Raw genomic sequence first — 10,832 nt, 5'->3', positions numbered from 1 at the left:
CTAGGCCCCCGCCAGCCCGCCCGTCGCCGCGTGGACGACCGAGCCGTGGTGGGCGACCATCCGCCAGCCGTCCTCGTGGCGGACGAACACGTTGAGGCAGGCGACGGTCACCCCGGAGTCGTCGCCGAGGAGGTTCTCGTCCACCGACACCCACGCGGTGTCTGCGCCGACCTCCGGGCGTTCCTCGGTGAGCACGAACTGGGTGTGCCCACCGTTTTGGAACAGCGCGAAGTACGACGACGCGACCTGCCCCCACCCGCGCAGGGTCGACCAGCCGGGATGGGTGCACACCACCCGGGCGCTGTGCTCCCAGACCGCTGACATGGAGTCGAGGTCCGACGACTCGAAGGCCCGGTAGTACCGCTGGTTGGCTTCCCGGACCGCTTCCACCTCGTCCATCCAGGCACCGTACCCCGGTCCGCCGCCGCTCATTTTTGCCTGTCGGCGGCACCGCCCCTACCGTCGGCGGGCGGTGACGACTCTCGATTCCCTGGTCCCCGACCCGCCCCGGCCCGGGCCCAGAGTGGCCGGCGCCGACGGCGTCGAGGTCGCCACCTGGGATTTCGGGGGTTCCGGGCCGCCGATCCTCTTGGTGCACGCCACCGGCTTTCACGCCTGGACTTGGATCGGCGCCGCCGCCGCCCTGCGGTCCAGGCATCGCGTGTGGGCGCTCGACCAGCGGGGTCACGGCACCTCGGATCCCTCGCCGAGCCGCTCGTACCTCGACTGGTCGAGCTTCGCCTCCGACTTGCACCGGGTGGTGGACGCCCTCGGCCTCGAACGCCCGGTGGCGGCCGGCCACTCCCTCGGAGGGGCAGCGCTGCTGATGGCCGAGCAGCGCCGTCCGGGCACGTTCTCCGCGCTGCACTGCTTCGAGCCGATCGTCATCCCCCCCGGGGGCCGCCTGGGAGGGCCGCCCACCCTGGCCGACGGGGCCCGGCGCCGGCGAACGCGTTTCGCTTCGGCGGACGCCGCGGTCGCCAACTTTCGCTCCAAGGCGCCGCTGTCGATCCTGGCGCCCGGCATCGTCGAGGCCTACGTCGCGCACGGGTTCGCCGACCAGCCGGACGGCTCGGTAACGCTGCGCCTGCCCGGACCGGAGGAAGCAACGGTCTATGAGGGCGCCCCCCGAACCGACATCTTCTCCCGCCTCGGCGAGGTCCAGATCCCGGTGACCGTCGCAGGCGGGGACCTCGGTCCGCCCGGCGGCCCCGGAAGCATCGTCGACCTCATCGCCGAGCGGCTCCCCGCCGGTCGCAGCCAGCACTTCGCCACCCTCGGCCACTTCGGGCCGATGGAGGACCCGCAGCTCGTCGCGGACGCTATCGCCGCCGCTGTCACACCTGCTCGTTAGCCTGGCTGGCGTGACCCTCCCGCTGCCGACATCGCTGTCGCCGTCGAAGGTCTCGTCGTTCAAGGACTGCGCGCTGGCGTTCCGGCTCTCGGCGATCGACCGTCTCCCCGAGCCGTCGTCGCCCTACGCAGCCAAGGGCACGCTGGTCCATCGGGCCCTGCAGCTGCTGATGTTCGAGCACGACCCGGGCGAGCGGACACCGGGAGCGGCTCACGCCGCCCTGGAGCGGGCCGTGCCGGAGGTCCTCGACGGTCCGGAGCTGGCCGACCTGGCCCTCACCCCCGAGGAGCGGGCCGCGTTCGTCGCCGACGCCGCGGTCCTGCTCGACAACTACTTCACCCTCGAGGACCCCAACGACGTTCAGGTTCTCGGCACTGAGCTGTTCTTGTCGGTCCACCTCGGCACGCTGCACCTGCGAGGGATCATCGACCGCCTCGAGCTCGACGCCAACGGAGAGCTGGTGGTCACCGACTACAAGACCGGCCGGGCGCCGTCGGAGGCCTACGAGCAGACCAAGCTGGTCGGCGTCCACTTCTACGCGTTCTTGTGCGAGGCGGTCCTGGGCCGGCGGCCAGCCAGGGTCCAGCTGCTGCACCTGCGGGAGCCGATCGCCATCTCGACGGTCCCCTCGGAGCAGTCCATCCGGGGCCTGCGCCAGCAGACCACCGCGGTGTGGTCGGCGGTCGAGCGGGCCTGCGAGCGGGAGGACTTCCGCCCCAAGCCGGGCCGGCTGTGCGCGACGTGCGCCTACCGGGCCTATTGCCCCGCGGTAGGCGGGGACTTGTCGCTGGTCCCCCGGCCCGGCGCTGCGCTCCCGGCTCCCGCCACGCCGCTGCCGTTGCCGGCGTGACGGAGGTGACACCCGTGGGGCGCCTCGCCTCGCGGGTGGCGGGGATGGCAGGGTGAGGTCCGTGCGTCGACCTGACACGACCCCTGTCACACCCCCCGACGGAGCCCCCGAGCGCCCCGCTCCGGTCCCAGCGGCGACCCTGCATGAAGGGGCACCCGCGGCCGGCGAGCCTGCTGCCACCGCCGGGCCGGCGCCCGACGGGCGGCTCGGACCGGCGGTGGCCAGGACCACCGCGGCGCTGGCGTCGTCGGCCAACCGGATGGCCGACCCGGAGCGCTGGAAGTGGGTCCCCCCATCGATCGCCCTGCCCGAGGACGGCTGGATCGTCGACTTCGACCAGGTCGTCGACCGGTGGTTCTCCGAGCGGCTGCGAGGACGGCCGGTGCCCGACGCGGTGTTCTACGCGGCCAGCGCGGTCGGGGACCACGGCCTGGTGTGGCTGGTCATCGCCGGCATCCAAGCGCTGCGCAGGCGCGACGCCAACTGGCGCCGGCGCCTGGTACGGGCGTCCGCCGGTTTGGGCATCGAGTCGGCGCTGGTGAACGGACCGGTGAAATGGATGTTCCGCCGCCGCCGGCCGGTGCACGACGGACCCCGAGCCCTCTACCTCCGCCAGCCGAGGACCAGCAGCTTCCCGAGCGGTCACGCCACCGCCGCGTTCTTCGCTGCGGCGTTGCTTCGCGACGACGACCCGTGGTGGCCCGCTTACTACGGGCTGGCCGTGATCGTCGCCGCGTCGAGGGTCCACGTGAAGATCCACCACGCCTCCGACGTCGTCGGCGGGGCGCTGCTCGGGGCGCTACTCGGCGAGCTGACCCGCCAGATGGTGCCGATCCGGCCGGTGGCGGCGCCCGCGCCCCGCCTGGCGCTGGTCGAGGACGAACCCGACACGTCCAGCGCCGTCGACGGCGAACGCGGCTGACGGAATGACCGAGGCTCCGGTGTCGTTGGACCGTCCATGGTCGCCTTCGCTGTCACCTGGGACTACCGCTGCCCCTTCGCCCGCAACGCCCACGACCACCTGCTGACCGCCCTCGAGGCCGGCGCGGACTGGGACGTCGAGTTCCGTGCGTTCTCCCTCGACCAGCCCCACATAGAGGCGGGCCAGCCGTCGGTGTGGGACGAGCCGGAGAAGTACCCGGGCATGGTCGTCAACTACGCCGGCATCGTGGTACGCGACCGGCAACCCGAGAAATTCCTTGCGGTGCACCGGGCGCTGTTCGAGGCCCGCCACGCTCACTCGCTCGACACCCGCAAGAGGGAGGTCGTCTCCGAGGTCCTCGCCGGCTGCGGGGTCGACGCCGCGGCGGTGATGGCAGAGATCGACGACGGATGGCCGGTGGAGGTGGCCCGCAAGGAGCACACCGCCGGGGTCGACCAGCTCGAGGTGTTCGGCGTTCCTACGTTCATCCACGGCGACCGGGCGGTGTTCGTACGGCTGCTCGACCGGGCTGACGGCGACGCGGCCAAGGCGACGTCCACCATGAACCGGATCGTGGACATGGTCACGGGGTGGCCGGAGCTCAACGAGTTCAAGGCGACGCAGCTGCCCGTGTAGGGCCGGGACCGGGCCGGCCGTTGCAGCGACCGCCCGGCCCGTAGGATGCGGCGGTGCGTTACGAGGTCGTCGGCCTGCTCGGCCGGGGCGCCATGGCGGTGGTCGAGTTGGCAGTCACCCAGGACGGTACCCGGGTGGCCCGCAAACGCCTGCCGCTGGGCGGCTCGGCGCTCGAGATGGAGACCGCCCGCCGGCGGTTGCGGCGGGAAGCGGAGATCCTCGCCGCCCTGCACCACCCGTCGATCGTGCCGGTCCTCGACGTGGAAGACGACGGGACCGACGTGGTCATCGTGATGCCGGCGCTGGCCGGCAGCCTCGCCGACCGGGTCGCCCTCGGCGGGCCGCTCCCGCCGGCGCAGGTGGTCGCCGCCGGCCGGGCGCTGCTCGAGGGGCTGGCCGCAGCGCACCGGGCCGGGGTGACCCACCGGGACGTCAAGCCGGGCAACGTGCTGTTCGACGACGCCGGGCGCCCGGCGCTGGCCGACTTCGGCGTCGCGGTGAGCCGTGACCTCACCGCCGGCTTGACCGTGGCCGGGACGGTGGTCGGCACTCCGCACTGGATGGCCCCCGAGCAGGCCCGGGGGGAGAGCGCCGGCCCGGCTTCGGACGTGTTCTCTCTCGGCGCCACCCTCCTGTTCGCCGCGACGGGGCAGACCCCGTGGGGCGCCGGACCGCCGGACGCGGTCCTGGCCCGGGCCGCGCGCGGCGAGCACATCCCACTGCCCGCGACGGTGCCCACCGTGCTGCGGGCGCCGCTGGCCGCGATGCTCCACCCTGACCCGGCCTGCCGGCCCAGCGCCGCGGCCGTGCTCGGCGGCTTGGAAGGCACCGAGCTCGGCGCCGCCGCACCAGACCCGACCAGCAGCCGCCGCCGGCGACGGGACGGTCGGCGCTGGGGCCGCCGGGCCCTTCTCGGCGGGGACGGACCCCGCCCGTGGTCCCGTCGGCGCCGGGTCGCGGCGGCGGTGTGCGCGTCGGCGGGGATGCTGGCGGTGGCTGCGGTGGCGGCGATCGCCCTCACCGGCGGCTCCGGCAACGCCGCGGCCCGCCACGTGGCCGGCGTCCCCGGCACCGCCCCGGCGTGCCAGCCGCTGGTGTACCAGGCGTGCGGCGCGGCCCCGGCCCCCCACACCGACGGCTACCGGTGCCTTCCGGGCTGGTACGACCTCGACGCGCTGGCCGCCGACGGATGCGAAGCCCGCTCGGACTACACCGGAAGCCAGGTCCTGACCGCCGCCAAGCCGATCACCGCCAACCTGGTCCCCGCCGGCGCGGTGGACACCTTCACCACCAAGGTGGACGGTCATCTGTTCTCGTTGTGCTCCGACACCCTCCGGGTGGAGCTCACGTCGCCGGCGCACGTCGCCGACCGCCTGGACGTGCTTCACGGGTCGTCGGTGGTCGCCACGGCGACGAGCATCGACGGCCAGGCCGCGACGGCGACGGTCCAGAAGCCGGGCTGCTTCGGGTCCCACAGCGAGGAGCTGACCCTCCGGGTGTCGAGCGCGGTCGGGGCCAGCGCCGGGGATTTCGTGCTGTCGCGTTCGGGCGGCTGGTAGCCGGCAATGGCGGACCGGGCCGCCCCCGAGCAAGGGGCCTTCGATCGGGCCGTCTTCTGCCCTACCCCCTCCGATCCTGGCCGGTCCGGGCCGGCCGAGACCGGCCGGGACCCGGCCCGAGAGCGGGTCGGTAGCGGCAGCCCGGGCACGCCCCCCGCGGGGACGGGGCCCTTCCACCGGTCGCCGGCGCGTCACACCCCTGACCATCGGGTGCGGGTGGCGCCGGACCGGACGCGGCGCAAGACGACCGCAGGCCCCCCTGCCGACCGCAGCGACGAGGAGCTGGCCATCCTCGGGCTCTGCCCCGGGGAGGCGGTGAGATGGCGGCCCGGCAACGGCAGCCGGTGGCTGGCCGGCACCGTCACCCGACGCGAGTGTGACGGCAGCATCGGAGTCGTCGACGCCCGCGGCGCGTCGCGCAGCCTCCCCGTCGAGCGGCTTCACGTCCGCTGCGCCGGCCCTCGCGGCGGCGTGGCGTGGGAGCCGCTCACCGAGCGGGCCGGGCGCTGCGAGCAGCTCTGCCTCCTCGACGACCCGCTCGCGCCGCCCGACGGCCCGTAGCGGCGCCGGCCCGAGGGGCTAGCGAGGAGCGAGGTCCCGCACCGCCTGCCGGGTGTCGATACCGAAAGGCAGCAACGCCAGCGCCGGGGTGGTGACACCCGCATCGACGTAGCGCTGCACGCCGGCGCGGACCTGCTCGGGGGAGCCGTGCAGCACCAAGGCGTCGACCACCTCGTCGGGGATGGCAGCCAAGGCGGCCTTTCGGTCACCGGCCTGCCAGGCCTTCCACATACCCTCCAGCTGCGGGCCCCGGCCCAGCCACTCGTGGAACGCGGCGTACACCGGCACGTTGAGGTAGGCGGCGATGACCCTCCGGCCCAGGCCTCGCACGGTCTCGGTGTCCTCGGAGGGGCACACGAAGATCCGGGCCACGATCTCCTTGCCCGCCCCGACCTCCGGCACGACGCGGGGCACGTCGTCGGCGCCGAGCCAGTTGATGATCGCGCCGTCGGCCTCCCTGCCGGCCAGGCGCAGCATCCCCGGGCGCAGAGCAGCTACCAGGATGGTCGGCGGAACCGCCGGCGGGCGGCCCAGGCGGAAGCCCCGCACCCGGAATGTGTCGTACTCCTCGTCGACGCGCTCACCGGTCAGCGCCGCCTTGAGAAACCGGACCGAGTCGCGGGTGCGCTTGTAGGGCTCAGTGAACTCCATCCCGTTCCACGACTCGACGATCACGTTGGAGGACGTGCCGATGCCGAAGGCGAACCTGCCAGGCGCGGCCTCGGCCAGCGCGGCGACGCTTTGGGCCAGAAGCGCCGGTCCGCGGGTGTAGGCGGGGACGATGGCGGTGCCGAGCCGGAGGGATGGCGTCCAGGCGGCGGCGAGAGCCAAGGGGGTGAAGGCGTCGGTCCCGTCCGCCTCCGACGACCACACGTCGGTGTAGCCCAAGTCGACCAGCTCCTCGAACCACTCGCGGTGCTCGGCCAAGGGGACGTTGTCGAAGGGGACAGTGATGCCGTAGGTCACAGCCGGAGGCTAGCCAACCACCGGGGCCGGGACCCTGGGCGCTGCGTCCGCTCAGGCCGCGGCGGGCCGCCCGTGGAGACGGGGGCCCCGGCCGGCTGCAGCGGCTAGGGCCTGGCGGGCGGCGGCCACACCGGCCAGCCCCACTTCTTTGGTGTGCTCGTCGATGTGCCAGTCCACCGCGGGGATCTCGATGAGCACCCCGGTGCCGTCGGTGACCCCGGGGCGCACTGCGAATGCCCGGGCGCCGCGCGAGGCCCGTGACTGGGAACCGGGCCGGGGCCCCGCGCCGCTCCGGGTGGCGCGCCGCGCAGTGCTCGGACGGGTGTTGTCGGTGTCGGTCCGGGACTCGATCAACGGGAGCTGCTGTGCCATGTGACCATCCTCCTCGGAGGGTGTGACATTTTCTCGGGTCGCTGAGCCAAGCGGCGGCCGTCTCCCCTCGTGCAACACGGTTCCGCCGGCTGTCCTTCCCCGGCGCAGGGAATTCCAGTCCGGCCCGCAGGCGCCTGGCCGTAAGCTCTTCGGCCGTGACCCGGCGAGGCTGGTTGCTCTTCGGGGCGATGGGGATCATCTGGGGAATTCCCTACCTGCTGATCAAGGTCGCGGTGAGGGACTTCACGCCGGCGTCGCTGGTGATGGCCCGCACCGGTCTGGGCGCACTGCTCCTTTTTCCCATCGCCCTCAGGAGAGGCGACGTCACGGTGGTCGCCCGCCGCTGGCGTCCGCTGGTGGCTTACACCATCGTCGAGCTGGCGATCCCCTGGGGCCTTCTCTCCCAGGCGGAGAAGCGGCTGCCCAGCTCGCTGTCGGGGCTCCTCGTCGCGGCGGTCCCGCTCGTCGGGGCGGTCATCGCCCTCGGGTCCGCGACCCGCGACCGCTTGAGCCGCCTGCAGGTCGCAGGGCTCGCGGTGGGGTTGGCCGGTGTGGTCGTGCTCGCCGGGCTGGACCTGTCGGGCGCCGCGGCGGCGTCGATCGCCGAGGTCGGTGTCGTCGTGGTCGGCTACGCGGCCGGGCCCGCGATCCTCGCCCGCCACCTCAGCGACCTGCCGGCGCTCGGCGTGGTCGCCGCGTCCCTGCTCCTCTGCGCGGTGCTCTACGCCCCCGCTGGCGTCGCCCGGCTGCCCGGGCACCTTCCCGGCTGGCGGGTAATCGCCTCGGTGGCGGTCCTCGGCGTGGTGTGCACCGCAGCCGCGTTCTTGCTGTTTTTCGCCCTCATCCGGGAGATCGGCCCGGTCCGAGCGACGGTGATCACCTACGTGAACCCGGTGGTCGCGGTGACCCTCGGCGTCGGGTTCCTAGGCGAGCGGGCCGGGTGGTCCACGCTGCTCGGCGCCGCTCTCATCCTGGCCGGGTCGGTCCTCGCCACCGGCCGCTACCGGCGCGGCGCGGCGCTGGCGGGCAAGGCACCGTCGGGCGCTGCCCCCGCCGCGGTCGTCGGGCGCCCTCCCGGCAGGCCGCTCGGCGCGGCCGAACGGTAGGGTACCGAGCATGTCTGAGGTCGTGATCGTCGATGCCGTCCGTAGCCCTGTTGGCCGCCGCAACGGAGGGCTGTCCACCGTGCACCCCGCCGACTTGCTCGGCGCCGTGCTGACCGGCCTCGTCGAGCGAACGGGCATCGATCCGTCGGCGGTGGGTCAGATGGTCACCGGCTGCGTCAGCCAAGTCGGCGAGCAGTCGTTCAACGTCGGGCGGACCGCATGGCTCTCCGCCGGGCTACCCGAAACGGTGGCCACGACCACCGTCGACACCCAGTGCGGGTCCAGCCAGCAGGCGACCGGCCTGGCCGCAGCCATGATCGCCGCGGGGGTGATCGACGTTGCCATCGCGTCCGGCGTGGAGTCGATGAGCCGGATCCCGATCGGCTCCAACTCGAAAAAGGAGCTCGGCCTGGGCCGAGCCGTCCCGAAGTCCTACTTCTCCCGGTTCGAGTTCACCTCGCAGTTCGAGGGCGCCGAGCGCATCGCCGACAAGTGGGGAATCAGCCGGGAGGACGCCGACCGCTTCGGTCTGGCCTCCCAGCAGAAAGCCGCGCAGGCGTGGGCCGAAGGCCGCTTCGACGGGCAGATCGTGCCGATCGAAGCGCCGGTGCTCGACGAGAGCGGCGCGCCGACCGGCGAGACCAGGACCGTCACCCGCGACGAGGGCCTCCGCGACACGTCACTTGAAGCGCTGGCGTCCCTCAAGCCCGTCGCCCGTCCTGACGGCGTGCACACTGCGGGCAGCTCATCGCAGATCTCCGACGGCGCCGGTGCGGTGCTGATGATGACCGCAGAGCGGGCCTCGCAGCTGGGATTGACCCCCAAGGCCCGGATCGTGGAGACCTGCCTCGTCGGCGTCGACCCGGTACTGATGCTGACCGGCCCGATCGACGCCAGCGCCCGGCTCCTCCAGCGCTCCGGATGGAGCATGGACGACATCGACGTCGCCGAGATCAACGAGGCGTTCGCGTCGGTGGTCCTGGCCTGGGAGAAAGAGACCGGTCCGAGGCCGGCGGCGGTCAACCCCAACGGCGGCGCCATCGCGCTGGGCCATCCCCTCGGCGGGACCGGCGTCATCCTCCTCACCAAGGCGCTCTACGAGCTCGAGCGCACCGGCGGGCACAAGGGCCTGGTGTCGATGTGCTGCGGTGGCGGTCTGGGGACCGGCACCCTCATCGAGCGCTGAGCATCCCTCACCGCCGATGACCGCGCTCGCGGAGGCCCTCGGCTTTCGTTCCGATGCCTCACTGCTGATCATCACCTGCGACGAGCTCGGCGTGAGCTGGGCGCACAACGCAGGGGTGTACGGCGCGTTGCGCGAGGGGATGGCCACCGCGGCCGGGTTGGTAGTCCCGGGGCCGTGGTCCCGGGAGGCGGCGTCGCGTTACCGGGGAGAGGACGTCGGGGTTCATCTCACCCTGAACGCCGAGTACGACCTCTACCGGTGGGGCCCGACGACCTACTGCCCGTCGCTGCTCGACGGGGACGGCGGGTTCCCGCGGACCCTCGACGACCTCTGGGATCACGCCGACACCGAGGAGGTCCGCCGCGAGTGCCGGGCGCAGATCGAGAGGGCCATCTACTGGGGCTTCGACATCAGCCACCTGAGCGCCCACCTCGGCGCGCTCGACTTGAGGCCGGAGTTCTTCGATGTCGCGTTGGATCTGGCCGTCGAGTTCCGCCTTCCGCTGCGCATGCCCCCAGCGAGCGCGGAACGCCAGGCCGGGTTCCCTTTCCGGTCCCTGGCGGCCGACGAAGGGGTGTTCAGCCCGGACCAGGTCGTGAGGGTGAACCGGACCGCCAGCGCCCGTCGGGTTCTCGAACGACTGCTCAGCGAGATGCAGCCCGGAGTGACCGAGGTCGTTCTGCGACCGGCGGTCGACAGCCCGGAACTGCGGGCAATCGCGCCGGACTGGCCGGCCCGAGTCGACGACCACGACCTGGCCCTCGACGGCGCGTCTCTGCGCACCCTGGCCCGGCGCGTCGGGGTCACCACCATCGGGTACCGGGCCATCCGCGATCTGCAGAGAGGACGAAGATGACCGCTGCCCCGGCGACGTCCCGCCCGCCCAGACCCCGCCGCCGCACGTCCCGGTGCGCGCTGGCCGCTCTCGGCGCGACAGCAGCATTGGCGGTCACCGGCTGCGGCGGGTCGTCGTCGGGCTCGCCGGCCGCCACCCCGAACACCGCCACCCCGAGCACCGCCACCTCGGGCACCGCTGCGGGCGGCACGACGGCCGGCGGCCCTACCGTCACCATCAACAACTTTGCCTTCTCCCCCAAGGCCCTGACCATCGCAGTGGGTACCACGGTGACGTGGGTCAACCGTGACGTAGCGGCCCACGACGTCAAGTTCAGCGCCGGCGGGATCCCGGTGAGCCCTCTACTGCTGGCCAACTCCTCCCGGGACCATTGGTCCCACACCTTCACCAAGGCCGGGACCTACCCCTACATCTGCGGTATCCACCCCTACATGACCGGGACCGTGACCGTCGGGTCCTGAGGC

General features: G+C 73.1%; 13 protein-coding genes. 10 read left to right on the top strand and 3 right to left on the bottom strand.

Going from position 1 to position 10,832, the window contains the following annotated elements; translation table 11 throughout:
* Positions 1-399 (bottom strand): nuclear transport factor 2 family protein, encoded by a 399-nt coding sequence (locus K6U06_RS07650; RefSeq protein ID WP_262321318.1) that lies wholly within the window; start codon positions 397-399, stop codon positions 1-3.
* 73 nt (positions 400-472) lie between these two features.
* On the opposite strand from K6U06_RS07650, the gene K6U06_RS07645 reads away from it, so the two are divergent.
* The 6 genes from K6U06_RS07645 (at position 473) to K6U06_RS07620 (ending at position 5,882) form a co-directional block, all read left to right on the top strand.
* Complete coding sequence (locus K6U06_RS07645) at positions 473-1,354, top strand: alpha/beta fold hydrolase (RefSeq protein WP_262321317.1); 882 nt, start codon at positions 473-475, stop codon at positions 1,352-1,354.
* A 10-nt stretch (positions 1,355-1,364) separates the two neighbouring features.
* Positions 1,365-2,204, top strand: coding sequence for a RecB family exonuclease (locus K6U06_RS07640; protein ID WP_262321316.1), 840 nt, complete (start codon positions 1,365-1,367; stop codon positions 2,202-2,204).
* 61 nt (positions 2,205-2,265) lie between these two features.
* Positions 2,266-3,126 (top strand): phosphatase PAP2 family protein, encoded by an 861-nt coding sequence (locus K6U06_RS07635; RefSeq protein WP_262321315.1) that lies wholly within the window; start codon positions 2,266-2,268, stop codon positions 3,124-3,126.
* Positions 3,127-3,162: 36 nt separating this feature from the next.
* Positions 3,163-3,762 carry a DsbA family protein gene (locus K6U06_RS07630; protein ID WP_262321314.1) on the top strand — a complete coding sequence of 200 codons (600 nt, stop codon included), beginning with the start codon at positions 3,163-3,165 and terminating at the stop codon, positions 3,760-3,762.
* A gap of 53 nt (positions 3,763-3,815) precedes the next feature.
* Complete coding sequence (locus K6U06_RS07625) at positions 3,816-5,321, top strand: serine/threonine-protein kinase (RefSeq protein WP_262321313.1); 1,506 nt, start codon at positions 3,816-3,818, stop codon at positions 5,319-5,321.
* 216 nt (positions 5,322-5,537) lie between these two features.
* Positions 5,538-5,882, top strand: coding sequence for a hypothetical protein (locus tag K6U06_RS07620; protein WP_262321312.1), 345 nt, complete (start codon positions 5,538-5,540; stop codon positions 5,880-5,882).
* Positions 5,883-5,900: 18 nt separating this feature from the next.
* On the opposite strand, the gene K6U06_RS07615 is transcribed toward K6U06_RS07620, so the two are convergent.
* Both K6U06_RS07615 and K6U06_RS07610 read right to left on the bottom strand, forming a co-directional pair.
* On the bottom strand, positions 5,901-6,848 hold the full coding sequence (locus K6U06_RS07615; protein WP_262321311.1) for an LLM class F420-dependent oxidoreductase: 948 nt from the start codon (positions 6,846-6,848) through the stop codon (positions 5,901-5,903).
* A 51-nt stretch (positions 6,849-6,899) separates the two neighbouring features.
* On the bottom strand, positions 6,900-7,220 hold the full coding sequence (locus tag K6U06_RS07610) for a hypothetical protein (protein ID WP_262321310.1): 321 nt from the start codon (positions 7,218-7,220) through the stop codon (positions 6,900-6,902).
* Positions 7,221-7,375: 155 nt separating this feature from the next.
* Between K6U06_RS07610 and K6U06_RS07605 the strand changes: the two genes are divergently transcribed.
* Genes K6U06_RS07605 through K6U06_RS07590 form a run of 4 tightly spaced genes read left to right on the top strand, consistent with a single transcriptional unit; the run spans position 7,376 to position 10,829 of the window.
* The gene (locus K6U06_RS07605) at positions 7,376-8,326 is read left to right on the top strand and encodes a DMT family transporter (RefSeq protein WP_262321309.1); all 951 of its coding nucleotides are present in this window, start codon (positions 7,376-7,378) and stop codon (positions 8,324-8,326) included.
* Between the two features lie 10 nt (positions 8,327-8,336).
* Positions 8,337-9,512 carry a steroid 3-ketoacyl-CoA thiolase gene (locus K6U06_RS07600; protein ID WP_262321308.1) on the top strand — a complete coding sequence of 392 codons (1,176 nt, stop codon included), beginning with the start codon at positions 8,337-8,339 and terminating at the stop codon, positions 9,510-9,512.
* 16 nt (positions 9,513-9,528) lie between these two features.
* Positions 9,529-10,368 (top strand): ChbG/HpnK family deacetylase, encoded by an 840-nt coding sequence (locus K6U06_RS07595; protein WP_262321307.1) that lies wholly within the window; start codon positions 9,529-9,531, stop codon positions 10,366-10,368.
* Positions 10,365-10,829 carry a plastocyanin/azurin family copper-binding protein gene (locus K6U06_RS07590; RefSeq protein WP_262321306.1) on the top strand — a complete coding sequence of 155 codons (465 nt, stop codon included), beginning with the start codon at positions 10,365-10,367 and terminating at the stop codon, positions 10,827-10,829. Before K6U06_RS07595 ends, K6U06_RS07590 begins: the two co-directional genes overlap by 4 nt.
* Positions 10,830-10,832 lie beyond the last annotated feature (3 nt).

The organism is Acidiferrimicrobium sp. IK, from assembly GCF_025499425.1.
GTDB lineage: Bacteria > Actinomycetota > Acidimicrobiia > Acidimicrobiales > Palsa-688 > Acidiferrimicrobium.
The sequence above is the reverse complement of the archived record's forward strand: the minus strand, read 5'-3'. Positions and strand labels throughout refer to the sequence as shown.

Bases quoted from the DNA above. Each gene is read 5' to 3' on its own strand.
- K6U06_RS07630 (WP_262321314.1), top strand. From the start codon at position 3,163: ATGGTCGCCTTCGCTGTCACCTGGGACTACCGCTGCCCCTTCGCCCGC.
- K6U06_RS07610 (WP_262321310.1), bottom strand. From the start codon at position 7,220: ATGGCACAGCAGCTCCCGTTGATCGAGTCCCGGACCGACACCGACAAC.
- K6U06_RS07590 (WP_262321306.1), top strand. From the start codon at position 10,365: ATGACCGCTGCCCCGGCGACGTCCCGCCCGCCCAGACCCCGCCGCCGC.
- K6U06_RS07595 (WP_262321307.1), top strand. From the start codon at position 9,529: ATGACCGCGCTCGCGGAGGCCCTCGGCTTTCGTTCCGATGCCTCACTG.
- K6U06_RS07650 (WP_262321318.1), bottom strand. From the start codon at position 399: ATGGACGAGGTGGAAGCGGTCCGGGAAGCCAACCAGCGGTACTACCGG.
- K6U06_RS07600 (WP_262321308.1), top strand. From the start codon at position 8,337: ATGTCTGAGGTCGTGATCGTCGATGCCGTCCGTAGCCCTGTTGGCCGC.